Below are 23,885 nucleotides of genomic sequence, written 5' to 3' on the forward strand. Positions count from 1 at the left end.
AACGGGCGCGGACGGTCGCCAAGGGTAACCAGCGGCGGCTACGTAACCGTGGTGACCATCCTGCGTAACCGTGGCGACCCATCCCGCCGGACGCCCCAGCCCCATCCGGGACGACTCAGGCGCGCCGGGAGGGCGCCGGGCCGTAGCGGGCGAGGACGACCGCCTCCACGAACCCGACCAGCGCGTAGATCGCCACGCTCGCCACGGTGATCAGAACGGTCGCCGCCCACACCCCGCCGTAGTCGAACGTCTGCTGCGAACGCTGCATGAGGTAGCCGAGCCCCTTGCCGGTGGCCAGCCACTCCGCGAGCAGCGCGCCGATGACCGCGGACGGCACCGAGATCCGGGCCGAGACGAACAGCGCGGGCAGCGCGCTGGGCAGCGACACCTTGCGCAGCACGGTGAACGGGCCGCCGCCATAGGCCAGCACGAGATCGGCCGCCGCGCTGGACGCCGACCGCAGCCCGAAGACCAGGTTGACCAGGGACGGGAAGAACACGACGATCCCCGCGATCACGGAGACCGCCAGCAGGCCGCGGCCGAAGATCAGGGTGAGCAGCGGCGTCATCGCGACCAGCGGCACCGACCGCAGCATCATCGCCACCGGCATCAGGGCCTGTTCGACCGAACGGCTGAGCACGAACGCGATCGCGATGCCGAGGGCGGCGACCGTTCCCACCGCGTACCCGACCGCCGCGTCACCCAGGGTGTGCCACAGGCCATCCAGGATGACGTCGCGGTTCTCGGTGGCGTCCGGCGCGGTGAACAGGTACTGCCAGACCGCCTGCGGGTCCTTGGCGACCAGCGGGTTGAGGTCGAAGACCTCGATGAACGCGTACCACAGACCGATGATCACCCCGGTGGAGGCGACCACGGACAGCAGCGTCCGCCCGATCCGGGTGGCGATCGCGCCCGCGACCGAGTGCCCCTGCCGACCGCGGGCCACGGCCGTGGCCCCTGCTGACGGCGATGGCGTCGGTGGCGGTGGCGGTGCGCCCGCGTCGACTGTGGCCGTGCTCATCGGGCACCTCCGGGATTGCCGCGGGGAGCCCACGGCATGAGCAGCCGGGCCAGCAGGGCCGTCACCGCGTAGCCGAGGCCGGCGATGGCGGACGCCACCATTGCCAGCGCCCAGGTGCGGGGAACCTCCAGGGCCTGCTGCGAGTGGACCATCGCGATGCCCAGGCCACGGTCCGCGCCGAGGAACTCACCGATGATCGCGCCCAGGATCGCGGCCGGGGCCGCGATCTGCAACGCCGCGAACGTGCTCGGCAACGCGGCGCGCAGGCGGACGAAGCGCATCTGGTCGATGACCCTGCCGCCGCTCGCGCGGATGACGTCCAGGCTGGCCTGGTCCGGGGCCCGCAGGCCGAGCAGCGCACCGACCAGCGTGGTGAAGAAGACCGAGATCCCGGCGAGCGCCTTCTGCGGGGTGCTGCCGTCGAACACGGTGGTCAGGATCGGGCCGATCGCGATGATCGGCAGGCAGTAGGAGGCGACACCGATCTGGAGCAGCACCCGCTCGACCACGGGTACACCGAAGAACAGGATCGCCAGCCCGATCGCCAGGCCGTTGCCGACCAGCCACCCCTGCGCGGCGATCGACACCGTCGCGGTGGCCGACCGCCAGAGCAACTGCCGGTCCTCCCACAGCGCGCGGGCGACCTCCCACGGCGTCGGAACGACACCGCCACGATCAAGGACGGTGACCGCGAGCAGCCACCACAGTGCGACCAGACCGGCGACGCCGACCGCGCCGCCGATCCACGCCGGTGCCGCCGGCCGAGCCGCTGACGGGACGCCCGCTCGCCTGGCCGCCGCGGGGCCGTCCGCCCGTCCGGCCGCCCGGTCGCCTGCTCGTCCGGACGTCTGGCCGACCGCACCTGTCGTGCCGGCCGCCGCGTCGGGCCCGGTGTCACCCTCGCGCGGGTCGGAGTCGGTGGTCGGCACCGAGACCGAGACCCAGGAGGCCGGCGAGGAGGCCGACGACGCGCTCAGAACCAGGTCGGGAACCTCGGGCGGCGCGCTCGGATCGCTCATCCAGAGGCCTGCGCGGGCTCACCGGGACTCGCCCCGGAGAACAGGACGGTGGAGAGCAGGTCGTGCAGCTCGTGGAAACGCGCCGTACGCAGCATCTCCGGTGTCCGCGGGCGCGGCAGGTCGATGCTGACCCGGGCGGCGATCCGTCCGGGCCGGGCGCTCATCACGGCGACGGTGTCCGAGAGGATGACCGCCTCCGGGATGGAGTGCGTCACCAGCACCGTGGTCGTCGCACGCTCGCTCCAGATCCGCAGCAGCTCGAAGTTGAGGCGCTGGCGGGTCATGTCGTCCAGGGCGCCGAACGGCTCGTCGAGCAGCAGCACTCGGGGCTCGACGACGAGCGCGCGCGCGATCGCGACCCGCTGGCGCATACCGCCGGACAGCTGGGCCGGCCGGGCCCGCTCGAACCCGGTCAGGCCGACGAGCGAGATCAGGTCCTTGATGACCAACCGGTTGGCCTTCATCCCGCTGACCTCCAGCGGGAGCCGGATGTTCGCCTCGACCGACCGCCATGGCAGCAGGGCCGAGTCCTGGAACGCGATGCCCAGGTGGTGTGCCCGGCGTGCCACCGCGGGTGCCTCGCCGTGCACGAGAACCTGGCCCTCGGTGGGCGCCTCCAGGTCCGCGAGGATGCGCAGCACGGTCGACTTGCCGCAGCCCGAAGGCCCGATGAGGGTCAGGAAGGAGCCCGCCGCGGTCGACAGGTTGACGTTCTCGAGCGCGACGACCTGGCCGCGGCCCATGCGGAACTCCTTGCGGAGCCCGGCCACGCTCACCCCGGATCCGTCGGATGCGCCCGCCGGGTCCGGGGCCAGGCCGGGAGCCGTTGCAGGCATGGCCGGGGTCATCAGACCAGGTCCGGCTTCGCTGCGTAGATCTCCTTGATGATCGACAAGTCGAACAGCTCCTCCGCGGTGATGGCCACGCCAGCGATCCCGAGAGTCCGGATGTTCTCCTCGACCAGTTCGTCGGTGATCGTGAACAGGCCGTTGGCCTTGGTGTCATCTGTGAGGACCAGCTTGTTCTGGTCCTTGCTCTCCAGGACCTGCTCGTCCTCGTCCAGGCCGAGGTCCTTACCGTAGACAGTCGCCGCCAGGTGCGCCCCGAGCGTCGGATCTGCCAACGAGTCCTTCCAGCCACGAATATCGGCGGTCAGCACCGCCTTGATCTTGTCGCGCTCCTTCTCAATCGATTCCGTACGGACCATGTAGGTCTCGGAGACCAGCGGGTAGTTGTGGTCGGCGAGCAGGAACGAGGTGACCTCGAAACCCTTCACCCGCAGCAGGTTCGGTTCGTTGGTGACGAATGAGAACCAGCCGTCCACCGTTCCGGTGGTGAGCGGCAGCGGGTCGAACTCGACCGGCACCTTCTCGATGGATGACGGGTCGATCGAGTTGGCCTTGAGGAAGGACGACCAAACACTCTCATTGGTCGCCTGAACGCCGATCTTCTTCCCGATCATGTCCTCGGGGCCGGAGAGGGGCTTGTCGGCCATGGAGACGATCGCGAACGGGTTCTTCTGATACTGCGCACCAATGATCTTGATGGGCGCGCCGTTGAGGATGGCGTTACCGGTGATATCCGGCGCGGAGATCCCGATGAAGGCCTTCCCGGTCGCCACGTCGGTGTCCTGCGGCGTCGCCGACGGACCACCCGCCATCAGGTTGACCTTGGAGAAGCCGGCCTCCCGGTAGTAACCGCGCTGGTCAGCGATGTAGGCGCCGGCGAACTCGACGTTCTTGATCCACGAGAGGCGCATGTCGAGCGTGCCGAAGCCGCTGCCCCCCGCAGCCGCACCCTCACTGTCGTCATCACCGCAGGCGGCCAGCAGGCTCCCGCCGCCGAGCGCGAGCAGCGCGGCCCCGGCCGACGCCCCCAGACCCGAGCGCAGGAAACCGCGCCGATCCAGACCTCTGGTGCTCCCTGTTGCCACACTAGCCCCCATCGAAAGCCCCCATCGAACGCGCCCACGGCCCCCCGCCGCACCGTTCCCATCCGGCCGGCCCGGGCGGTCCCACGGAGGCTAGAAAGCACGCGTATCCGAGTTATCGCGGTCACGTGAATTGCCAGTAACCACCATGAGGACGGGAGATACCCGACCCGTCCGGAAATCAACGACCGAGCCGGAGAAAACCGATCAAGAGGTCGGCGATGTCACCAGAACGGCAACCGCTCGAAACCGATCCGAAATGAATATATGGGTCGCGCCCCTGCGATCGACACAGCGCGTCTGATCTCGTTGCGGCGAGGTTTACCATCAGTGGCGTACCGGTATCGGTGCACGGCACACCGGTGCCGATGGTGGCACTGTGGTGGCGGTGTGCGGTGCGTGTAGGCTCCGCGATCGTGCTGCTGAGCCCGCATGAACAGGAACGTCTGCTCATCCATGTGGCCGCCGGCCTGGCCCGCGAGCGCCGCGCGCGCGGGCTGCGGCTGAACTACCCGGAGGCGACCGCGCTGATCACCTCCTATCTCCTGGAGGGCGCTCGGGACGGGCGCACCGTCGCCGACCTCATGGCCGCAGGGAGGACCGTGCTCACCCGGGAGGACGTGATGGAAGGCGTCCCGGAGATGCTGGCCGAGGTCCAGGTCGAGGCGACGTTCCCGGACGGGACGAAACTCGTCACAGTCCACGAGCCGATCCCTTGATTCCCGGCGAGATCGTCACCGCCGCCGACCCGGTGCGGCTCAACCCGGGCCGGCCGACCCGCACCCTCGTCGTGCGCAACACCGGCGACCGGCCGGTCCAGGTCGGATCGCACTACCACTTCGCGGCCGCGAACCCGGCACTCGACTTCGACCGGGAGGCGGCCTGGGGGTTCCGGCTCGCCGTCCCCGCCGGTACCGCGGTGCGCTTCGAACCGGGCGCCGAGCGCGAGGTCGAGCTGGTCGAGCTGGTCGGCGCGCGCGTCGTGCCGGGGCTACGCCAGGAATGGGCCGGCCCGCTCGCCGACCGGCACCCAACCGGTGCGCATGAAACCGAGCCTGGAGAGGGGCGAGGATGACCGAGCTGCCGCGGTCCCGGTACGCGACCCTGTTCGGCCCGACCGTCGGCGACCGGGTGCGCCTCGCGGACACCGACCTTTTCATCGAGGTCACCGAGGACCTCAGCCGCGGCCCGGACCACGCGGCCACCGGCGACGAGGCCGTTTTCGGCGGCGGCAAGGTCATCCGCGAGTCGATGGGCCAGGCCCGCGCCACCCGGGCCGAGGGCGCGCCCGACCTGGTGATCACCGGCGCGGTGGTGCTCGATCACTGGGGTGTCGTCAAGGCGGACGTCGGCGTCCGCGACGGGCGGATCATCGCCCTCGGCAAGGCCGGCAACCCCGACATCATGGACGGCGTCCACCCGGATCTGGTCATCGGACCCAGCACGGAGATCATCGCCGGGAACGGGAAGATCCTCACCGCCGGCGCGGTCGACACCCACGTGCACTTCATCTGCCCGCAGCAGGTCCCCGAGGCGCTCGGCGCCGGCATCACCACCCTCATCGGCGGCGGCACCGGGCCCGCGGAGGGCACCAAGGCGACCACGGTCACCGCGTCACCCTGGTACCTGCAGCGGATGCTGTCGTCGATGGACGGCTGGCCGGTCAACGTCGCCCTGCTCGGCAAGGGCAACACCGTCAGCGAAGCGGCGATGTGGGAGCAGCTGCGCGCCGGCGCCGCCGGCTTCAAGCTGCACGAGGACTGGGGCACCACCCCCGCGGCCATCGACGCCTGCCTGCGCGTCGCCGACGCCTCCGGAGTGCAGGTCGCGCTGCACTCCGACACCCTCAACGAGGCCGGCTTCGTCGAGGACACCCTCGGCGCCATCGCCGGCCGGGCCATCCACGCCTACCACACCGAGGGCGCCGGCGGCGGGCACGCGCCGGACATCATCACCGTCGCCTCGTACGGCAACTTCCTGCCCTCGTCGACGAACCCGACCCGCCCGCACACGGTCAACACCCTCGACGAGCACCTCGACATGCTGATGGTCTGCCATCATCTGAACCCTGCGGTGCCCGAGGACCTCGCGTTCGCCGAGAGCCGCATCCGGCCGTCCACCATCGCCGCCGAGGACGTCCTGCACGACCTCGGCGCGATCTCGATGATCGGTTCGGACTCGCAGGCCATGGGCCGGATCGGCGAGGTCGTACTGCGCACCTGGCAGACCGCCCACGTGATGAAACGCCGCCGCGGGCCACTGCCCGGCGACGGCGCCGCCGACAACAACCGGGCCCGGCGCTACGTCGCCAAGTACACGATCTGCCCGGCCGTCGCGCACGGCCTGGACGCCGAGATCGGCTCGGTCGAGGTCGGCAAGCTCGCCGACCTGGTCCTCTACGAGCCGGCGTTCTTCGGGGTTCGGCCGTCGCTGGTCATCAAGGGCGGGTTCATCGCCTGGGCGGCGATGGGCGACGCGAACGCCTCCATCCCGACACCGCAGCCGGTGCTGCCGCGGCCCATGTTCGGCGCGGCCCCCGGGCCCGCCGCGGCCGGCTCGCTGATGTTCGTCGCGCCGGCGGCGCTGGAGGACGGTCTGGACGCCCGGCTGGGCCTGGCCACGCCGATGGTCGCCACCGCGAACGTCCGCCGCCGCGGCAAGGCGGACCTGCCGGAGAACACCGCGACCCCGGACATCCGGGTCGACCCGGACACGTTCACCGTGCGCGTGGACGGCGAGGCCATCGAGCCCGAGCCGGCCACCGAGCTGCCGATGGCCCAGCGCTACTTCCTGTTCTGAGGCGCCCGTCCGGGCCAGCTCGCCAGTCCGGCGGCCCGGGGCCTGCACTGGGCTGAGGCTGGGCTGGGACTGGGCTGGGACTGGGTCCGACCGGTCGTCGAGCGCCGCCGTGCCGCCGGTCCGCTTCCGGCAGTGGTCCCGTCCCGGCGTGTCGCCCTCCGGCGCCGCGTTCTGTCGGAAATCATGTGGACTGCCCGCCATGGCCCGGCACAAGAGAGGCACATCGATGGACGCGACCACGCCCCGAAAAGCCCGGACGCGAGCCACCGTTCCCGCGATCGCCCCGACGACCTACGACGACTTCCGCCAGCCCGTCGACCGGCTGTGTGACGGCATCCCGATGCTGGTGGATCTCGATCACGGCGGCGAAACCCTGGAGCGCAGGTTCCTGGACTTCGCCGCCGGGGCCGTCTACGCACTGTCCGGGCACATCGAGCGGATCGCCCCACACGCCTATCTGCTGATGCCACGCGGTGTCGAGCTGCCTCCCGAGGACGTCCACCACCTGCGCGAACAGCACCTGGCCAGCCGGCACGCGCCGGCGCCCGGCATCAGCGTGCGGCGTTTTTGATGAACTGCCGCCGGTAGGCCGCCTGCTCACCCGCGAAGAACGAGCCGCGGACATGGCGGCGCCTGGTGTCGTCGTCGGTCGCCCGCGCCGCCGAATGCCACAGGTAGCCGTCATGCAGCAGGACGTCTCCCCGCTCGGCGTAGACGGCGATCTCCCCCGGCACCTTCTCGAAGCCCAACGGCATCTCGAACGGCGGGGCGGTGTCGGTGTATCCCCCGGTCGGGCGGGCGTCGGCGGGGACCGTCACCCCGTTGACGTTGCGGTAGGGGGCCGGTGTGGCCCATCGGTGGCTTCCGGGCACAACCCGCAGGAACCCGTTGGCCGGGCTCGTCGCGTCGATGTGGATGGTGATGGCCAGTCCGGGCCAGACGTCGAGGCTCGGCATCGCCTGCCAGTCGGAGTGCCAGCCGATGCGGGTGTAGCCGGACTCCCGCCCCGGTCGGGCGTCCTGGTAGACGACCCCGGTCTGCTCCGAGCCGCTGAGCCAGATCCGGGCGCCGATCAGCCGGCGGATCACCCCGGTCAGGACCGGGTCCTCGGCCGCCTCGCCCACGGCGGACGCCAGCTCCTGGATGTGCTCGACGTAGTTGACGAACCGCTCGGCCTTCGCGGCATCGTCGAGGTACTGCGTGGAGCCGTAGCGGGCCGACAGGTCGCCGGTGAGCACACCGGCCTGCGCGGCCTCGCACTCCTGCTCCATCCGGGCGATGAGCTTCTCCCCCAGCAGATCACGCAGGATCACAAAGCCGTGCTGCTGGTAGAACGCCTCGATCTCGTCCAGATCCAGGTTCGTAGCCAGGTTCGCGGCCCTAACCCCCGCCCGGTCCGCCGCCCGGTCCGCGGCTGGCGTCGGCGCCGGGCCCGGCCCACCGGTCGAGCCGGGAGCACCTGCCGCGCCAGGGGCACCGGCCCGGAAGACCCCGGGCTCGGCGAACGGTGTGAGTACGGACGATCCCATCCACTGCCTCCAGCGACGCCTCGGCACCCACACCCACCGGGCCAGGCACGGCCGTGGACGACGGGCAACCGCAGATCCAGGAACCGCCGGTCGGCCTGGACCGCCCGACTGTCTGCCGCCCACTCTAAAAACACAGTGTTACGCCCGTTGTCACCTCGGGCCGATCGTGACCGTGGCGACTACCTGGCGGATCCTTCTGGTCGGGGAGTCCTCGTCGAAGGCGCCCGCCGATCCCACCCGGGGGATCCCGCACCGCCGCGCAGCACCAGCAATTCATCCTCAAGAGGCGCAAAAGGGGTGCAGGCTCACCTGGCGGCCAGCAAGAAGGAAGGATCCTGGTCGTCGGAACGACCAGAACCGTTCACTCTTGCGACTCGCCAGACCGGGCCACCGAGCCGCCGGGGTCCGGGGTCCGGGGTCCGGGGTCCGGGGTCCGGGGTGCCGGCTATCGGGAGTCCGGCCACGTTGCCGGCGGTCAGCGCCGCTTCGACGATCGGTGCGAACCACCCGAGCCCGACGATTTCGACGAACTCGAGCCCGAGCTCTTACGGTCGCACTCCCACTCGTGGTCGTCGTCGTCCCAGTCCGCCACGTAGCCGGCCTTACAGCTCGGCTTCGGCGGACGATCCGAGCAGGCGGCCACTCCCGAGGACACCGCCAGTGCCCCCACCAGGGCCAACGCGACGCGCGCATTTCCGCTGCGGCGCAGGCCCGGACGGTGTCTCTGCTGCATCGACATCGGCCGAGACTGGCATGGCCGGGCGCCGAGCGTGGGCGATATGTCGCAGAAGCGACCTGACGCCGATCCGTCCACGCAGTCCGGGGGCGGGCCGAACGGCCCGAGCATGGTGGACAAGGATAGGTGGCATGAATGCGGATCCGACCACGACAGGTCACGTAGAGGCACGGGCCGCCTTGCTGCTGCTGGCAGACGGTCGACTGCCCGCGGGCGGCCATGCGCATTCCGGCGGGGTGGAGGCCGCCGTGCTCGGTGGCGACATCACCGGGCTCGACGACCTCGCCGAGTTCCTGCGCGGCCGGCTCGCGACCGCAGGCCTGCTCGCCGCCTCCTTCGCCGCAGGGGTCTGCCGCGCGGTCCACGCCGCCGCCTCGGCCGCCGCAGCCGCCTCTGCCAACCCCGCCGGCCCTGCCAACCCCGCCGGCCCTGCCGAACCAGCGCACGCGGCCGGGACGAAGGACGTCCCGCTGCTGGATGTCCTGGCGGCGTTCGATGACGAGGTCGACGCCCGCACCCCGTCGCCGGCGCAGCGTGCCGCCAGCCGGGCGCAGGGCCGGGCGCTGATGCGGGTGGCCCGGGCCGCCTGGCCGGTACCCACCCAGCCGAGCGCACCGCATCACTGTGTGGCGCTCGGCCTGGTCGCCGCCGCCGCCGGCCTCGAACCACGCGACGCGGCCCTCGCCGCCGCCCACGCCTCGGTCAACGGCCCGGCGACGGCTGCCGTCCGGCTCCTCGGCCTCGACCCGCTGGCCGTCACCGGTCTGCTCGCGGAGATCGCCGCCTCGGTGGACAGCACCGCCTTCAAAGCCGACCAGGCGTCCCTCGGCTCCCCCGCCAGCCTTCCCGCCGGCAGCGCACCGCACCTCGACCTGCTCTCCGAACGGCACCGGACGGCCCAGGTCCGCATGTTCACGTCCTGAGAGCCTGGTCCTCAGGTTGGGCCGGGCCTGCCGGACGGCGTGCTCGCGGCGAAGGCGGCCGAGGTCAGCTCGCGGAAGCAACGCAACGCGTCGTCGCCCGTCAGATGGCCGGAGATCTCCAGGCTCACCGCGCCGTGCGCGGCGGCGTGCAGGAGCCACGCGACGGCCTCGGGGTCGCCGGCACGCAGCAGCCCGGCGCCCATCGCGTCGCGCATCGCGTCGACGAGAACGGCCATCCTCGCCCAGGCGGCGGCGAGCGACTCCGGGCCGGGCCGGAATGTTATCGATCACGCGCTTCGGTCCTGTCCCAGAGGCGCGCGAGTCGGTGCGGCGCGGGCGGGGGTTACGCTTCGCAAGCAGGATCGGAGCAGGCAGACGGGCAAACGGGCAGGTAGGCAGGCCGGCTGGCCGCGGAGCACACCGCGCGCGGAACACCGAGCACCAGCGGAACACCCGGCACAGGCAGGAACAGGAGCGACGACCGGTGCACCTTGATCACGATCGACGTGGCGCGGTAGGCGGCTCGCTGGTAGACGGGGCGGGCCTGCCCTCGCCCAGCTCCGCGGCCGAGTCGGGACCGCGCTGGCAGAGCCCGCCCGGCACGCCCGCCGGGCCGCCGCCGACGGACCGCGCCCTTCGCGTCGGAGTCGGCGGTCCGGTCGGGAGCGGCAAGACGGCGCTGGTGGCGGCGCTGTGCCGGGTGCTGGCAGGCCGGGTCCGCCTCGCGGTGGTGACGAACGACATCTACACCACCGAGGATGCCGACTTCCTGCGCGCCGCCGGGGTCCTCGACCCCGTCCGGATCCGAGCCGTCGAGACGGGCTGCTGCCCGCACACGGCGATCCGGGATGACATCACGGCCAACCTCGACGCGGTCGAGGACCTGGAGGCCGAACTCGGCCGGCTCGACCTCATCCTGGTCGAGAGCGGCGGTGACAACCTCACGGCGACGTTCAGCTACGGCCTGATCGACCGGCAGATCTTCGTGATCGACGTCGCGGGAGGCGACAAGGTGCCCCGCAAGGGCGGGCCCGGCGTCGCCAACAGTGACCTGCTGGTCATCAACAAGACCGACCTCGCCCCGCTCGTCGGCGCCGACCTGGAGGTCATGGCCCGCGACGCGGCCGCCATGCGCGGCGAGCGCGCGGACCGCCCGGTGCTGTTCACCAACCTCCGCTCCGACACCGGGGCCGCGGATGTCGCCGACTGGGTGCTCGCCCAGCTGCCGTCGCCCGCCCACCCCCGCTGAGCCCGCGCCGGTGACAGCAACGGCGGCAACTGCGGCAGCGACGGCGACGACGCCCGATCCCGCCCCGACGACCAGGCTGTCGGCCCCGTCCCGCACGACCGTTCGGGCACGCGCGGCCCTGCGCGTCGAGCTGGACGCCGGCGGCACCGCCAGGATCGCCGAGCTGCGTTCCGCGGTGCCCGTGATCCTGCGGCGCACCGGCGGGTCGGGGCGAGTGGTGGTGATCCACCTCGTGGGTGGTGCCGGCGGCCCGCTTGCCGGCGACGACCTCGGCCTCGACATCACCGTGGGCGCGGGGGCGCACCTGGTCGTGCGGTCGGTGGCCGCAACCGTGGCGCTGCCCGGTCACGGCGCCGGGCCGTCGACGTTCGCAGTGCATGCGCAGGTCGGCCCGGCGGCGGCGCTGAGCTGGCTCCCCGAGCCGACCGTGGTCGCCGCCGGCGCCCGGCACCGGATGACCACCGAGATCACCCTCACGCCGGACTCGTCGCTGCGCTACCGCGAGGAGATCCTGCTCGGCCGGTTCGAGGAGCCGGGCGGCAGCCTGACGACCTCACTGCGCGTGGACGTCGACGTCGACCGGGCAGCACCCCCGGCACCCTCCGTGCACCCGGCGTCTCCGGCGCCGCGGCGGCGGCCGCTGCTGTGCCAGGAGCTCCGGCTGGGCCCGGACCTGCCCGGGGCAGCCGGTCCGGCCGTGCTCGCCGGCGCGCGGGCCATTGGTTCGGTCCTGGTCGCGGGCCCCGCTACCAGCTTCGATTCGGCTACCGGTTCCGGCTCGGTGGCGGACGGGGTCGCTCTGCTGCGGCTGGCCGGACCGGGTGCGCTCGTCAGCGCGCTGGCGGGCGACGCGGTGACGCTGCGCCGCCGCCTCGACTCACTGGCCGGACCGCTCGCCGGCGACCTGGCCGACATACCCGCCGACACCTGGTAACGCCTACGCCTGGCACTGCCGACTTCTGGCAGCGCCAGGACCGGTGGCTGGTCCTGGCAGCGCCAGGGCCGGTGGCTGCGACGGGCCCGCGAGCCGGGTCCGTCAGGCTTCCAGCCGGTATCCCATGCCACGTAGGGTGGTGATGCAGCCCGCACCGATCTTGCGTCGAAGGTAGCCGACGTAGACGTCCACGATGTTGCTGCCGGGGTCGTAGTCGTAGCCCCAGACCGCCGAGAGGAGCTGTTCGCGGGCGAGCACCTGGCCCGGGTGGCGCAGGAACATCTCTGCGAGCAGGAACTCTCTGGCCGTCAGGTCGATCGTCCGGCCGCCCACCTGCGCCTGGCGGGTGCGCAGGTCGAGGCTGACATCCCGGACCCGCAGCACGGTCGGCTCCGGCGCCCGGTCGCCACGCAGTCGCAGCCGGACGCGGGCCAGCAGCTCCTCGAAACGGAACGGCTTGGTCATGTAGTCGTCGGCTCCGCCTTCCAGCGCCGCCACCGTGTCACGCACGCCGTCCCGCGCGGTCAGGACGACCACGGGAGCGGCCACGCCGGCCCCGCGCAGCCGCCGCAGCACCGAGAAGCCGTCGATGTCCGGCAGGCCCAGGTCGAGGACGACCAGGTCGATCCCGCCCTGCAGGACGAGGTCCAGCGTGGACGCCCCGTCGCGGGCACAGACCGTCAGGAACCCGTTGGCGCGCAGGCCCTTCTCGATGAAGGAGGCGATGCGGGACTCGTCCTCGGCGATCAGTACCCGGTGGGCCATGTCAGTCACCCTCCCGAGCCAGGTCACTCCCCCGGGTGGTACCCACCCGCGCCCCACCGGCCGGCCCCTGGCGAGGCACCGTCAGCTCGAAGGTCGCGCCGTCGCCGGGCTCACCGAGCACGCGGACGTCCCCTCCGTGCGCGACCGCGATGGCGCGCACGATGGCCAGGCCGAGCCCGGCGCCCTCGGACGACCCACGACCGGGCTGACCGCGCGCAAACCGCTCGAAGATCCGCTCCCGGTCCCCGGGCACGACACCCGGCCCGGTGTCGGTGACCCAGAAGCACACCCCGTCGGCGTACGGGCGGGAGCCGAGGCGCACCTCGTCGCCGGTGTCGGTGTTCTGCACGGCGTTCTGCGCGAGCTGGACGACCGCCTGCGTGACACGATGGCGGTCCATCACCGCGGTGCCCGGGCACGTCCCCGACAGTCGCCACCGCCGTGACGCCAACGCGCAGACCCGCGACATCAGGTCATCGGTGAACGCGGTCAGGTCGACCTCCGCGACCTGGAGGAAGTCGGGCCGCCGGGCCTTCGCGAGCGTCAGCAGGTCGTCGACCATGCGGCTCATCCGGTCAAGCTCGTCGGTGACCAGGGCGACGGTCTCCGTGCGTTCCGCCGGGTCGTCGGAGAGCAGTTCCAGGTGCCCGCGGATGATCGTGATCGGGGTACGCAGCTCGTGCCCGGCGTCGTCGACGAACGCCCGCTGGGTCGCGAAGGCGTCCTCCAGGCGATCGAGCATGCCGTTGAAGGTGCGCGCCAGCTCCGCGATCTCGTCCCGGCCCGCCACGGGGATCCGCCGGGAGAAGTCCGTGTCGCTGATGACCTGGGCGGTGCGGCGTAGTTCCCGGACCGGAGCGAGTACCCGGCCCGCCACCAGCCAGCCGCCGGCTCCGGCCAGGGCGAGGGCCGCGAACCCGACGATCGCCAGCACCCGGACCACCTCCCCCACCTCGGCCCGCTCCCGGTCGACGAAGACCGCCGCGGCAAACACTCCCCGCTCCGGCGCGCCCGCCACCTGGACCGGGACCGTGGCGAACCGAACCTCGCCGGCCGGCGTCCGGATCGTCCCGTAGCGCGGCTGCGGGTCCGCGGCGAACGCCGCGACCACCTGCCGGTCGCTGTCCAGGCGATAGACCGGCTCCTCGGCGCTGCGCCGGAACGGTGCGCCGTCGACGAGCGCGAGCATGGTCTCGTTGGGCCCCGGAATCGTGCGCTCCAGATGTGCCTGGAGCAGGTCACGCACGTTCGAGAACGGCTGGGAGGTGCGCGGGTCGACGGGGGCCGTCGCGAGCCGGCGCAGCTCGGCGACCTGGCGGGCCAGGCCACGGTCGACCCGCTCGTCCACCCGAGCTAGCAGCACCTCGCGCGAGACCAGCACCGACCCCGCAAGGGCCACGGCCACCAGCAACACCTGCCAGCCGAGGATCCGCAGGCGCGCCGAGGTCGTCACGTGTCGCGTGGCACGGCGGGTCCGGAACGGCCTCACGGCCCACCAGCCTGGTCGAGGCAGCCCTCGACGCGCATGTGACGCTGATGAGAACTCGCTCATCTCCGCGTCGTGAACAGCTCGGTCACGGGGTCGAGCTGGCCCGCGGGGGCGGCACCGTGACCGCCGGCTCGGGCCCGGCCGCCGGCTCGGGCGCCGCCGACTGCTCGGGCGCCACGGCGGCCGGCAGCGGGCGGACGGTCACCGCCGGGACTCCGCCGACGGCGCCAGCACGCGCCAGCTCCTCCGTGCCCTGGCGCGACTCGACCATCTCCGCGAGCCGACGCCGAGCGTCCTCGTCCAGCACGGCGCCGGGCACCTCCTCGGGCCGCACCGGCACCGGCTCGGCGGAGACACCGCCCGGCCTCGGTGTCGGCGTCGGGGCGCCCGCGGGCAGCAGGATCGGGCCGCCGAGATCAGGCGGCGGCGGCATGCTGCCGCCGGTGACCGCGACTCCGAACCCGGGTACGACGATCGCCGCCGCGACCACCGCGGCCAGCACGACGCCCGGGGCCGCCGTCGGCAGCCTGCGGCGGATCTCCCTGGAGGTGGCACGGACTCGGGTGGCCGGCCGGTGGCGCCCGTCACGCCGAATGCGCCTCATAGCCACAAAGGCTAACGGGATGTTCACAAACGTCTCCACCACACACGCTTCTCCGGCACCGCGCCGCGGACACTCCGTCAGGGCGCCGCGGACTCGCCGGCTGGCTCCGGGGCCGGAGCCAGCCCGGAGCCGGAGTCGGAGTCGGAGCCGGAGCCGGAGCCGATGAGAAGGCTCTCACCGGTGGCTCACCCCCAACCCACGGTCAGCGACGAGCGTCGTTCCCATGCCGGGGGTCGCCGCGGCACGGGACTACCGAAGCGAGGTCATGACTCGATGGGTCACAACGCTGATGCTGACGATCGCGCGGTTCATCGGCGCACCGGCACCGGGCACGGCCGGAGTGCCGCGGGGCGCAGGGTGCCGCGGGCCGGATCCAGGCTGCTGGGCACGGTCGGGCTGGCCGCGGCGCTGGTCGGTGCCGGCGCTGGTGCCGCACACGCCACGGGCACCACAGCCACCCCCAGCCCGGCACCCAGGCCGGCCTCGGTAGCCGGGCAGGCCGCGGCCCCGCCGTCGGTTCCCGTCAGCGCCGGTGAGGCGGCCGCCGGGGCCACCACCATCCCCAGCCCCCGGGCCGAAGCGCCGTTGCCCACGGTGCGAGACGCCGCCCCGGTACCGGCGGAGGTGGTGGTCGCGCCCACCTGCGATCAGGCAGGTGCGGGGGCCTCCCCGGCGGAGCAGGCCGCGGCCCGTCGCCGCTGCGCCGACGCGGCCCTCGACGGCGACTCGGCCCTTCCGGTCGGCGGCGTCGACACGGGCGCCGGCGGCACAGCGCGCACAGACACGGGCACAGGCACAGGCACAGGCACAGCGACCGCACCCGCCACCCTCGCGGCCGGCCGGGCCGGCGCGACCGACGCGGCCGGCCAGACAGGTCTCGCACCGGCCGCGGGCGGCGCTGGCCTCGGCGCACTCGCCGCCGTCGGCGCCACGCTCACCGGCCTCGGCCTACGGCGGCGCCGGGCCGGGGTGAACGGCTGATCGTGGCCAGAACGGGAGCCGGTCACGCGCCCCGGGGCAGAAGCGGGGCGAGACCTCAAGGCGTGGCCGGATCCGGGCGCGAAGGCCGGGGCACGGCGGAACCGGGCGCGAGGGCCGGGGCACGGCGGCGACGCTGGCTGCCCGCGGCGGCGCTCGCAGTTCTGCTTCCCTGGTCGGTGTGCTGCGGTGCGCGGCCGGCGGAACGGCCGGCCGCACCATCGGTGAGCGGGACCGTTCCGGCCAGCCGGCCGGTGGGGGACGCGGCCCCCACCGGCGGCACGCGGGCCGCGGCCGGCCCCACCCCGGGCACAGCCGCACGGACGAGCACAGGCCTGGGCGCGGGCCAGGTCGCCGAACCGGTGCGGGTCCGGATCCCGGCGATCAGCGTCTCCGCGCCCGTCGTGTCGCTGACCCTCGACGACAGTGGACGGCTGCGAGCCCCGTCCAGGTTCGAGGAGACCGGGTGGAACGCCGCCGGCCCGGAGCCGGGCGAGCCGGGCACAGCGGTGATCGCCGGCCACGTGGATTCGCGGACCGGCCCGGCGGTGTTCTTCCGCCTGCGGGAGCTCGTCGCCGGTGATCGCGTGGAGGTCGAGCGGGCCGACGGTTCGTCCGCGGTCTTCGTGGTGCGCCGGCGGGCCTGGTTCCCGAAGGATGCCCTGCCCGCCGCCGAGGTGTACGGCCCCACCGGCGCGCCGGAGCTGCGACTGATCACCTGCGGCGGTGTCTTCGACCGGGCCCGGTCAAGCTACCGGGACAACCTGGTGGTGTTCGCCGACCTGCCCTGACCCGGCCGGCCGGGTCAGGGCTCCTCGCCGGTCCGCCGGCCGGCCTCGATGCGACCATCAGCCCGGTCCGGGACGGGGCCGCCCTCAGGCTGCTGCGCAGTCCCGGTGGTCTCGGTGTTCTCGTCCGCGCGCTGGCGGACGACGTTCCCTGCCTGCGCCGCCGGCTCGACGCGCTGGCCGGCCCGCTTTCCTTCGGGGGCCGCGTAGGTGCGCCCCTTCCACGCGGCGCCCCGGCCGGCCCGGTGCCGGCGGGCGGAGTCGATGGTCATGGCGAGATAGAGCGCGGCGGTGAAGGGCAGCGCGAGTGCGCTGCGCGCCGGCTGGCCGTAGTACCGCAGCATCGGCGTGTAGGTGGTGATCATGATCGACCAGGCCAGCAGGCCGGCGGCGGCGACCGCGACGTCACCCGCGGCGATCCCGACCACGGTCGCGGCCACCGGCGCCACGAAGACCACGGCGAGCCCGAACACGGTGCCGACCAGCAGCAGCGGAGACCAGAAGAGCTGCGCGTAGGCGGTGCGCGCCACCATGTCCCACAGGTCCGCCAGACGCGGGTACGGCCGGCGGCTGGACACGTGGTCCGCGAGCCCAAGCCAGGTTCGCCCGCGCTTGTTCTTGATCAGCCGAGCGAGCGTGACATCGTCGATCACGGCGTCCCGGATCGCCTCGATGCCACCGGCCTCGATCAGCGCCCGCCGGCGGACGAGGGAACATCCCCCGGCCGCCGCGGCGACCCGTGACCGCGGATTGTTCGACCGCCGGAACGGATAGAGCATCGCGAAGAAATAAACGAAGGCCGGGACGATCAGCTTCTCCCAGCCGGTGCTGACCCGCAGCTTGGCCATCTGCGAGACGAGATCCAGCCGCTGGTCGGTCGCCGCCCGGACCAGCGCGCGGACCGAGCCCGGTTCATGGCCGATGTCAGCGTCCGTGAGCAGCAGGAAGTCCACCGGGCCGGCCGCGGCGACGCCGTGCCGGAGCGCCCAGAGCTTGCCGGTCCAGCCGGCGGGCGGCTCACTGGACCCGATGACGGTCAGTGTCACCGCGCCCCCCGAGCCGGCACCGTCCAGGCCGGCACCGTTCAGGCCCGCGCCGTTCAGGCCCGCGCCGTTCAGGCCCGCGCCGTTCAGGCCCGCGCCGTTCAGGCCCGCGCCGTTCAGGCCCGCGCCGTTCGGGCGGTCGGCCGCGGCCTGCGCGGCCAGCTTCTGGGCGATCTCGCCCGTCCCGTCCGTACTGGCGTCGTCCACCAGGACGATGCTCAGCGGGCCGGGGTAATCCTGGGTCAGTAGCGAGGGCAGCGTGAGGGGCAGCACGTCGGCCTCGTCCCGGGCGGGGACCACCGCGACGACCGACGGCCACTCGCCGGACGGTTCCGCCCCGTCGACACGCGGCAGCCGCTGATCCGTGCGCCAGAAGAACCCCCAGCCCAGCGCCAGAAAGACCCACGAAGCGAGCGAGATCAGCGCGATCACCAGCAGTGGAAGCACGCCAGGCAGGATGCCACACGGCCACGACCCCCGAACTCGCCAGGACGGATCAATCCCGCACCGTCCCGGCTGGTGCGCCACGGCGCTGTTACACCCGCCTTCCCCCAGTCCGCCTGGGCTCCGAACGGGCTCCGAACGGGGTTGCGCGAGCGCAAGCTCACACCGAGAAGGGCCCTGATTTTCGGTTTTGGGCTCGCTATCGACTCAGACAGATGCTTTACTAAATTTAGTTGTATGAACCAACCAAGGGAGGTTCGTCACGTCGACCTCGACGACTTCGCCCGACCTGCCGGGCGGCCACAGACCCAGCGCGGCCGAGCGCGCGCCGAAGACCCGCAGGGACACACCGGAGGAGCTGCGCCAGCGGAAAGCCAGCCCGGCCGGGCTGACGCACCGGGAGACCATGCTGGCCCTCACCGGCCTGCTGCTCGCCCTGTTCGTCGCCATGATCTCGTCGACGGTCGTGACGAACGCCCTACCAAAGATCATCTCTGATCTGCACGGCAGCTCGACCAGCTACACCTGGGTGGTCACGGCGACGCTGCTCGCGATGACCGCCACCACACCGATCTGGGGCAAGCTGGCGGATCTGTTCAACCGCAAGCTCCTCGTCCAGACCGCGCTCACGATCTTCGTCCTGGGCTCGGTGCTCGCCGGGATCTCGACGTCCACCACCATGCTCATCTCCTTCCGGGTGGTGCAGGGCATCGGCGTCGGCGGGCTGTCCGCTCTGGTGCAGATCGCGATGGCCGGCATGATCGCTCCGCGGGAGCGGGGCCGCTACAGCGGCTACCTGGGCGCGACGTTCGCCGTCGCCACCATCAGCGGCCCGCTGATCGGCGGCGTGATCGTCGACGTCCCCGGGCTGGGCTGGCGTGCCTGCTTCTACCTGGGCCTGCCCATCGCCGTGGTCGCGTTCGTGGTGCTCCAGCGCACGCTGCAGCTGCCGTCCGTGCGCCGCGACGTCTCCATCGACTACCTCGGCGCGACGCTGATCGCCGCCGGCGTCAGCTGCCTGCTCATCTGGACGTCCCTCGCGGGGTCGAGCTTCGGCTGGGTCTCGGGTCAGTCCGCGCTCCTGCTCGGCGGCGGTCTGGCCCTGCTCGCGGTCGCCGTGGCGGTCGAGGCGCGAGCGAAGGAGCCGATCGTCCCGCTGCGACTCTTCCGCGACCGGACCATCGTTCTCACGATCATCGCCAGCGCCTGCGTCGGCACCGTGATGTACAGCGCCAACCTGCTGTTCAGCCAGTACTACCAGCTGGGCCGGGGCAAGAGCCCGACGCTGTCGGGCCTGCTCACCATCCCGATGGTCGGCGGCCTGGCGATCGCCTCCCTGATCGCGGGGCGCATCATCACCGAGACGGGCCGCTGGAAGCGCTTCCTGGTCCTGGGAACGATCCTCATCGGCGCGGGCCTGGGCCTGCTCGGCACCGTCAGCGACCACACGCCGCTGGTGACGGTGTCGCTGTTCGCCTGCCTGATGGGCGCGGGGCTCGGAATGGTGCAGCAGAACCTGGTGCTCGCCGCCCAGAACTCCGCCTCCGCGGCGGATCTGGGGTCCACGAGCTCGGCCGTGGCGTTCTTCCGCAGCCTCGGCGGCTCGGCCGGTGTGGCGGCCCTCGGCGCGGTGCTCAGCACCCACGTCAGCAACGCCACGATCTCCGGGCTGCGCGCAAACGGTCTTCCCGCCGACACTCTTGGGGACGGACGCTCCGTACCCGACCCGTCCAGGCTGCCCGACGCGGTGGCCTCGGTCGTGCATCACGCCTACGGCCTGGGCGTCGCGGATGTCTTCCTGATCTGCGTCCCGCTGGCTGTGTTGGCGCTGCTCACGGTCCTGTTCATCCCCGAGGTGCAGCTGAGGTCCGGCGCGGGGGTTGAGACGGTCGAACGTGTAATGACGAAGCTGCCGGCCCGCGACCGCCACGACGACGGTCTCGATCCGGATGTGGAACTGGCCGCCTGGCGGCCGACGGCCGGTGCATCGCCAGAACCTGCACCATAATCAAGGGGTGACACGCAGCCGTCGGCCCGAACAGACGGGCGATACCCGTCAGGTACTGCTGGCTGCGGCCCGCCGCAGGTTCGCCGAACAGGGCTATGCCGCCACCGGCACCGAAGAGATAGTCGCGGACGCACGGGTCACCCGAGGAGCGCTGTACCACCACTTCCGGGACAAGGCCGACCTGTTCCGGACCGTGATGGAACAGGTCGCCATGGAGGTCGCCGAGCAGCTTGTCGCGGGTGAGCTCGCCCGCGGTGCCGAGCTGCCCAGCGACGCCTGGACGCAGCTGCGCACGGGCTTCCAGTCCCTGCTCGACATCTCGACCACGGACAGTGACTTCCAGCGCATCGTGCTCATCGACGGCCCGGCGGTCCTCGGTAACGACGCCTGGGACCAGTTGGTCGAGCAGCACGGCTACCGGCTGCTCTCCGAGTGGCTCGAGCGGGCGGCGGCCGAGGGCCGCATCGATCCGCTGCCGGTCGCTCCGCTCACCCGGCTGGTCGCGGCGCTGCTGTCCGAGGCGAGCCTCTACACCGCGCGGGCCGCGGATCCCGACCGGGCCCGGACCGAGGTCGGGATCGTGCTGGACCGCCTGCTGCGCGGTCTCGGTCGCCGTGGCGGCGACCTGGCCGACCAGCCAGCGGTCAGCGCCGGCGCCCCACATGGCCACGTCTGATGCCTGACGACTGACTCCCCACCGACGACTGACCCCCCACCCGGGCGGTTCAGTCGGTCGGGTGCCTCCGTCCGCCGAGCGGCTCAGTCGGGCAGGTTCAGCAGGCGGCAGGCGTAGCGGAAGACCTGTTCCCGCAGGATCTGCGGATCGATCGCGGCGAGGCCGGGCTGGCCGACCGCGGTGATGACCCCGACCAGTATCGCGGCGGGGATGCGCGAGTCGTTCTCGCGCTCCTCGCCGAGGCGGTCGGCGCGGACGGCGCCGGCGTCCACGCCGACCGCGCCGGCGTCCTCGTTGACGAGCAGCGTGTAGATGCGCTCCGTCAGCCCGCGGAACGGCTCATGCTTCATGAGGATCCGCGTCATCACCGGGTCACCGCGCCACGCGCTGACCCCCGCGCGGTTTCGCACCGCGAAGTCGATCAGCTGCTGTAGCAGCACTCGACGCGCCTCGACCCGGTCCTGCGCCGCCTCGGCCCGCTCGACGGCGGCCTCAAGCGGGACCGAATGGTAGTCGGCCGTGGCGATGACGATCTCTTCCTTGGTCCTGAACTGGTGGTAGATCGCCGCCTTCGTGACCCCCATCCGGTCGGCGATCATCTGCAGCGTGGTGCCGGCGACCCCGTTGTCGGCAAAGAGGTCGAGGGCGGCGGTGAGGACGCGGACCTGCGCCGGGCTGTAGCTGATCTCAGCCAGGCGGACGGCAGGCCGGGCCGTGGTCGTCGGGCGCATCGCCCCAGGCTAGTTGCCCGGCGAAACAGCTGGATAGCCGGTCAGCTAGTCGACCGCCCCAGGCCCGGTGACCTGCATTTGTTGCCGGCCGCCCGGGCCGGATAGCCGATCAGCTAGACAGCTGGATAGCCGATCGACTACTCTGCCGCCCCATGAGACCTGTGAACGGCGAGCGGATCATCTTATGGACGCTGCCCGCAGCCGCGGTCCTGTGGGTCGCCGCGTTTTTCCTCTTCCCCGGTTTTCTACCACCGATGTCGCCGCGCTCCTCAGCCGACGAGGTCGCGGCCTTCTACCGCGAAAACACCGCCCGCGTCCGCTACAGCATGATTGTTTTCAACTGGTTCTGCGTGGCGCTGATCCCGATCCTGATGCTGATCGTGGAGCGGATGCGCGGTATGACACAGCGAACCCCGGTCCTGCGCTACTGCATGATCGGCTGCGCCGGCGCAGCACCCATCGCCTTTCTCACCGCGAGCGTGTTCTGGCTCCTGGCGGCCTTCCGGCCCGAGCGCGCACCGGAGCTCACCCAGCTCTACAACGACCTCGCCTGGATCACACTGACCTGCGGAGTTCCTTTTCTGGTGGCGCAGAGCCTTTTCCTGGCGGTCGCCATCTACCTGGATCGGCAGGAGACCCCGGTCTTCCGGACATGGATCGCGCATTTCAACGTCGCGGTCGCGGTCGCGCTTGTTCCGGCCGGTTTCGCGGGCCTGGCGCACAACGGCGTTTTCGCCTGGGACGGATTCCTGGCGTTCTGGGTCCGGAACAGTGCCATTGCACTCTGGATCATCGTGATGTCGATCGTTCTGGCGCGGGCGGTACCGCGTGACGGCGCCGCGGCCGAGGCCACCGCATGAGGCCCTTCGCCCGGGGCGACAACCCGAAGCGTGAGCTCTGGCTGATGTGGTTCGCGGTACTCGCGTTCTACCAGCTGTACACGGTCGTCTTCTTCGTGCTCACCCGCACCCAGCCACCCGGCAGCCCGTCGTACACCGCGGCCGAGGTCCCCGGATGGTTCGCGAGCCATCATGACGGGCTGCTCGTGGGACTCGCGCTGATCTTCGTTCTCGGCGGCCTCTCGGCGACGTCCATCGCCCTGATCACCTACACGATCCGGCGGATGTCGGTCAGCCGCGCGTTCGCCTACTCCTACCTGATTCTCTACTCGGTGAGCGCGGTCCCGGGCTTCCTGTTCATCTGCGTGGCGCTGACCGCCGGAGCCATGCGGCCGGAACGCGACCCACGGTTGCAGCAGTGGCTCTACGACCTCGGATTCCTGTCGTTCTCCGGCACCATGGGCGTCTTCCTCGTCGGCTCCCTGGTGTGGATGGCCGCGATTCTCCTCGACCGCAACCGGGTCTTCCCGAAGTGGTTCGGCTACCTGAACCTCTGCAACGCCGTCACCGAGGTCGTCGTCGCACCGGCCTGGATCTTCGACCGCGGCGTCTTCGCCTGGAACGGTCTGATCGCCTGGTGGATCAATGTGGTCGTCTTCGGGATCTACACCGGCGTCTTCATCAACCTGCTGCGAAACGTGATCATCCGCGAGGACTTCGGTACCGGCCCGCTGCCCGACCTCCCGCCCAGGCAGACCCGCCGGAACACGGCGGCGGCGGAGGCGGCCTCATGACGACCACGCAGGCGCCGCCCGTCGAGGCGGCGAAGGCCCGGCGGGTGCCCGGCCAGCCGGACATGTGGGTCCTCGTTCTCGTCGAGTCCCTCATCTTCACGTCCTACTTCGGCGTGTACCTCTTCTACCGTGCCCAGCACGAGGCGGCCTTTCTCCAGGAGCAGGCACACCTCGACCTCTGGCTCGGGATCATCGACACCATCGTCCTGCTGACGAGCTCGTGGTCGGTCGCCCGCTGCGTCCAGAACGCACGCGCGGGCCGTTACCGGGCGGCCGTGCGGGACGCCTGCGTCACCGCCGCGCTGGGTCTGCTCTTCCTCGCCCTCAAGATCGCGGAGTGGGCCGGGCACATAACCGCGGGCCACACCCTGACCAGCGGCGAGTTCTTCACGCACTACTTCTTCCTCACCGCGATCCACGCCGTCCACCTGATGGTCGGACTCGTCGTCGTCGGCATCGTGGTCCGTCAGCTCGCCGATCCCCGGCGACGCGACCAGCAGGTGGTCGAGACCTGCGCCACCTACTGGCACACGGTCGACTTCCTCTGGGTCCTGATCTTCGCACTGCTCTACGTCGCGAGGTGATC

General features: G+C 71.9%; 25 protein-coding genes. 14 read left to right on the top strand and 11 right to left on the bottom strand.

Annotated features, from left to right (window positions below; all coding sequences use genetic code 11):
• Positions 1–115: 115 nt before the first annotated feature.
• The 4 genes from AWX74_RS21935 to AWX74_RS21950 are packed head-to-tail and all read right to left on the bottom strand — an operon-like array spanning position 116 to position 3,973.
• Positions 116–1,021 carry an ABC transporter permease gene (locus AWX74_RS21935; RefSeq protein WP_091280101.1) on the bottom strand — a complete coding sequence of 302 codons (906 nt, stop codon included), beginning with the start codon at positions 1,019–1,021 and terminating at the stop codon, positions 116–118.
• Entirely contained in the window at positions 1,018–2,040 is a 1,023-nt protein-coding gene (locus AWX74_RS21940) for an ABC transporter permease (RefSeq protein ID WP_091280103.1), read from the bottom strand. The genes AWX74_RS21935 and AWX74_RS21940 overlap by 4 nt, the downstream gene beginning before the upstream one ends.
• Positions 2,037–2,876 (bottom strand): ABC transporter ATP-binding protein, encoded by an 840-nt coding sequence (locus AWX74_RS21945; protein WP_091280287.1) that lies wholly within the window; start codon positions 2,874–2,876, stop codon positions 2,037–2,039. Before AWX74_RS21945 ends, AWX74_RS21940 begins: the two co-directional genes overlap by 4 nt.
• Positions 2,877–2,887: 11 nt before the next feature.
• Positions 2,888–3,973, bottom strand: coding sequence for an ABC transporter substrate-binding protein (locus AWX74_RS21950; RefSeq protein ID WP_091280107.1), 1,086 nt, complete (start codon positions 3,971–3,973; stop codon positions 2,888–2,890).
• A 413-nt stretch (positions 3,974–4,386) separates the two neighbouring features.
• Here AWX74_RS21950 and AWX74_RS21955 point away from each other — a divergent pair, with 413 nt between their 5' ends.
• The 4 genes from AWX74_RS21955 (at position 4,387) to AWX74_RS21970 (ending at position 7,340) form a co-directional block, all read left to right on the top strand.
• The gene (locus AWX74_RS21955) at positions 4,387–4,689 is read left to right on the top strand and encodes an urease subunit gamma (protein ID WP_035952877.1); all 303 of its coding nucleotides are present in this window, start codon (positions 4,387–4,389) and stop codon (positions 4,687–4,689) included.
• A complete protein-coding gene (locus tag AWX74_RS21960) occupies positions 4,686–5,045 on the top strand; it encodes an urease subunit beta (RefSeq protein WP_091280112.1) in 360 nt (119 codons plus the stop codon). Before AWX74_RS21955 ends, AWX74_RS21960 begins: the two co-directional genes overlap by 4 nt.
• Entirely contained in the window at positions 5,042–6,769 is a 1,728-nt protein-coding gene (locus tag AWX74_RS21965) for an urease subunit alpha (RefSeq protein ID WP_091280115.1), read from the top strand. Before AWX74_RS21960 ends, AWX74_RS21965 begins: the two co-directional genes overlap by 4 nt.
• A gap of 226 nt (positions 6,770–6,995) precedes the next feature.
• The gene (locus tag AWX74_RS21970; RefSeq protein ID WP_054565376.1) at positions 6,996–7,340 is read left to right on the top strand and encodes a cell division protein SepF; all 345 of its coding nucleotides are present in this window, start codon (positions 6,996–6,998) and stop codon (positions 7,338–7,340) included.
• Here the strand turns inward: AWX74_RS21970 and AWX74_RS21975 are convergent.
• A complete protein-coding gene (locus tag AWX74_RS21975) occupies positions 7,321–8,298 on the bottom strand; it encodes a phytanoyl-CoA dioxygenase family protein (protein ID WP_193209739.1) in 978 nt (325 codons plus the stop codon). The genes AWX74_RS21970 and AWX74_RS21975 overlap by 20 nt on opposite strands.
• Positions 8,299–9,165: 867 nt before the next feature.
• Between AWX74_RS21975 and AWX74_RS21985 the strand changes: the two genes are divergently transcribed.
• A complete protein-coding gene (locus AWX74_RS21985) occupies positions 9,166–9,957 on the top strand; it encodes an urease accessory protein UreF (protein ID WP_091280119.1) in 792 nt (263 codons plus the stop codon).
• An 11-nt stretch (positions 9,958–9,968) separates the two neighbouring features.
• On the opposite strand, the gene AWX74_RS21990 is transcribed toward AWX74_RS21985, so the two are convergent.
• Positions 9,969–10,241, bottom strand: a complete 273-nt coding sequence (locus AWX74_RS21990; RefSeq protein WP_278184646.1) for a TetR-like C-terminal domain-containing protein — start codon at positions 10,239–10,241, stop codon at positions 9,969–9,971.
• A gap of 200 nt (positions 10,242–10,441) precedes the next feature.
• Between AWX74_RS21990 and ureG the strand changes: the two genes are divergently transcribed.
• Together ureG and AWX74_RS22000 are read left to right on the top strand one after the other, a co-directional pair.
• Entirely contained in the window at positions 10,442–11,206 is a 765-nt protein-coding gene (gene ureG, locus AWX74_RS21995) for an urease accessory protein UreG (RefSeq protein WP_091280123.1), read from the top strand.
• 10 nt (positions 11,207–11,216) lie between these two features.
• Positions 11,217–12,140, top strand: a complete 924-nt coding sequence (locus AWX74_RS22000) for an urease accessory protein UreD (RefSeq protein WP_091280126.1) — start codon at positions 11,217–11,219, stop codon at positions 12,138–12,140.
• 102 nt (positions 12,141–12,242) lie between these two features.
• Here the strand turns inward: AWX74_RS22000 and AWX74_RS22005 are convergent, their stop codons facing one another.
• From AWX74_RS22005 to AWX74_RS22015, 3 genes are all read right to left on the bottom strand, one after another.
• A complete protein-coding gene (locus AWX74_RS22005) occupies positions 12,243–12,905 on the bottom strand; it encodes a response regulator transcription factor (protein WP_091280129.1) in 663 nt (220 codons plus the stop codon).
• Position 12,906: 1 nt separating this feature from the next.
• Complete coding sequence (locus AWX74_RS22010; RefSeq protein ID WP_242666348.1) at positions 12,907–14,358, bottom strand: sensor histidine kinase; 1,452 nt, start codon at positions 14,356–14,358, stop codon at positions 12,907–12,909.
• 121 nt (positions 14,359–14,479) lie between these two features.
• On the bottom strand, positions 14,480–14,998 hold the full coding sequence (locus AWX74_RS22015) for a hypothetical protein (RefSeq protein ID WP_091280146.1): 519 nt from the start codon (positions 14,996–14,998) through the stop codon (positions 14,480–14,482).
• 273 nt (positions 14,999–15,271) lie between these two features.
• Here AWX74_RS22015 and AWX74_RS22020 point away from each other — a divergent pair, with 273 nt between their 5' ends.
• Positions 15,272–15,979 (top strand): hypothetical protein, encoded by a 708-nt coding sequence (locus AWX74_RS22020; protein WP_091280149.1) that lies wholly within the window; start codon positions 15,272–15,274, stop codon positions 15,977–15,979.
• A gap of 221 nt (positions 15,980–16,200) precedes the next feature.
• The gene (locus AWX74_RS22025; protein ID WP_242666349.1) at positions 16,201–16,767 is read left to right on the top strand and encodes a class F sortase; all 567 of its coding nucleotides are present in this window, start codon (positions 16,201–16,203) and stop codon (positions 16,765–16,767) included.
• Positions 16,768–16,781: 14 nt separating this feature from the next.
• Here AWX74_RS22025 and AWX74_RS22030 read toward each other — a convergent pair whose 3' ends face one another.
• Positions 16,782–18,254, bottom strand: a complete 1,473-nt coding sequence (locus tag AWX74_RS22030) for a glycosyltransferase (RefSeq protein WP_091280153.1) — start codon at positions 18,252–18,254, stop codon at positions 16,782–16,784.
• Positions 18,255–18,657: 403 nt separating this feature from the next.
• On the opposite strand from AWX74_RS22030, the gene AWX74_RS22035 reads away from it, so the two are divergent.
• Together AWX74_RS22035 and AWX74_RS22040 are read left to right on the top strand one after the other, a co-directional pair.
• Positions 18,658–20,259 (top strand): MDR family MFS transporter, encoded by a 1,602-nt coding sequence (locus AWX74_RS22035; protein WP_091280156.1) that lies wholly within the window; start codon positions 18,658–18,660, stop codon positions 20,257–20,259.
• 7 nt (positions 20,260–20,266) lie between these two features.
• Entirely contained in the window at positions 20,267–20,935 is a 669-nt protein-coding gene (locus tag AWX74_RS22040; protein ID WP_054564601.1) for a TetR/AcrR family transcriptional regulator, read from the top strand.
• Positions 20,936–21,018: 83 nt separating this feature from the next.
• Here the strand turns inward: AWX74_RS22040 and AWX74_RS22045 are convergent, their stop codons facing one another.
• Positions 21,019–21,666, bottom strand: a complete 648-nt coding sequence (locus tag AWX74_RS22045) for a TetR/AcrR family transcriptional regulator (protein ID WP_091280159.1) — start codon at positions 21,664–21,666, stop codon at positions 21,019–21,021.
• A 152-nt stretch (positions 21,667–21,818) separates the two neighbouring features.
• Here AWX74_RS22045 and AWX74_RS22050 point away from each other — a divergent pair, with 152 nt between their 5' ends.
• Genes AWX74_RS22050 through AWX74_RS22060 form a run of 3 tightly spaced genes read left to right on the top strand, consistent with a single transcriptional unit; the run spans position 21,819 to position 23,883 of the window.
• Positions 21,819–22,526 carry a hypothetical protein gene (locus AWX74_RS22050; protein WP_091280162.1) on the top strand — a complete coding sequence of 236 codons (708 nt, stop codon included), beginning with the start codon at positions 21,819–21,821 and terminating at the stop codon, positions 22,524–22,526.
• Positions 22,523–23,299 (top strand): hypothetical protein, encoded by a 777-nt coding sequence (locus AWX74_RS22055; protein ID WP_091280167.1) that lies wholly within the window; start codon positions 22,523–22,525, stop codon positions 23,297–23,299. Before AWX74_RS22050 ends, AWX74_RS22055 begins: the two co-directional genes overlap by 4 nt.
• Entirely contained in the window at positions 23,296–23,883 is a 588-nt protein-coding gene (locus tag AWX74_RS22060) for a cytochrome c oxidase subunit 3 (protein WP_091280171.1), read from the top strand. Before AWX74_RS22055 ends, AWX74_RS22060 begins: the two co-directional genes overlap by 4 nt.
• The last annotated feature ends 2 nt before the right edge of the window (positions 23,884–23,885 follow it).

Source organism: Parafrankia irregularis, from assembly GCF_001536285.1.
GTDB classification, from domain to species: domain Bacteria; phylum Actinomycetota; class Actinomycetes; order Frankiales; family Frankiaceae; genus Parafrankia; species Parafrankia irregularis.

What these genes read in the sequence shown, in the direction of transcription:
- AWX74_RS21935 (WP_091280101.1), bottom strand. Translation starts at nt 1,021, where the DNA reads ATGAGCACGGCCACAGTCGACGCGGGCGCACCGCCACCGCCACCGACG.
- AWX74_RS21940 (WP_091280103.1), bottom strand. Translation starts at nt 2,040, where the DNA reads ATGAGCGATCCGAGCGCGCCGCCCGAGGTTCCCGACCTGGTTCTGAGC.
- AWX74_RS21945 (WP_091280287.1), bottom strand. Translation starts at nt 2,876, where the DNA reads ATGCCTGCAACGGCTCCCGGCCTGGCCCCGGACCCGGCGGGCGCATCC.
- AWX74_RS21965 (WP_091280115.1), top strand. Translation starts at nt 5,042, where the DNA reads ATGACCGAGCTGCCGCGGTCCCGGTACGCGACCCTGTTCGGCCCGACC.
- AWX74_RS21970 (WP_054565376.1), top strand. Translation starts at nt 6,996, where the DNA reads ATGGACGCGACCACGCCCCGAAAAGCCCGGACGCGAGCCACCGTTCCC.
- AWX74_RS21975 (WP_193209739.1), bottom strand. Translation starts at nt 8,298, where the DNA reads ATGGGATCGTCCGTACTCACACCGTTCGCCGAGCCCGGGGTCTTCCGG.
- AWX74_RS21985 (WP_091280119.1), top strand. Translation starts at nt 9,166, where the DNA reads ATGAATGCGGATCCGACCACGACAGGTCACGTAGAGGCACGGGCCGCC.
- AWX74_RS22005 (WP_091280129.1), bottom strand. Translation starts at nt 12,905, where the DNA reads ATGGCCCACCGGGTACTGATCGCCGAGGACGAGTCCCGCATCGCCTCC.
- AWX74_RS22015 (WP_091280146.1), bottom strand. Translation starts at nt 14,998, where the DNA reads ATGAGGCGCATTCGGCGTGACGGGCGCCACCGGCCGGCCACCCGAGTC.
- AWX74_RS22020 (WP_091280149.1), top strand. Translation starts at nt 15,272, where the DNA reads ATGGGTCACAACGCTGATGCTGACGATCGCGCGGTTCATCGGCGCACC.
- AWX74_RS22035 (WP_091280156.1), top strand. Translation starts at nt 18,658, where the DNA reads ATGCTGGCCCTCACCGGCCTGCTGCTCGCCCTGTTCGTCGCCATGATC.
- AWX74_RS22045 (WP_091280159.1), bottom strand. Translation starts at nt 21,666, where the DNA reads ATGCGCCCGACGACCACGGCCCGGCCTGCCGTCCGCCTGGCTGAGATC.
- AWX74_RS22050 (WP_091280162.1), top strand. Translation starts at nt 21,819, where the DNA reads ATGAGACCTGTGAACGGCGAGCGGATCATCTTATGGACGCTGCCCGCA.
- AWX74_RS22055 (WP_091280167.1), top strand. Translation starts at nt 22,523, where the DNA reads ATGAGGCCCTTCGCCCGGGGCGACAACCCGAAGCGTGAGCTCTGGCTG.
- AWX74_RS22060 (WP_091280171.1), top strand. Translation starts at nt 23,296, where the DNA reads ATGACGACCACGCAGGCGCCGCCCGTCGAGGCGGCGAAGGCCCGGCGG.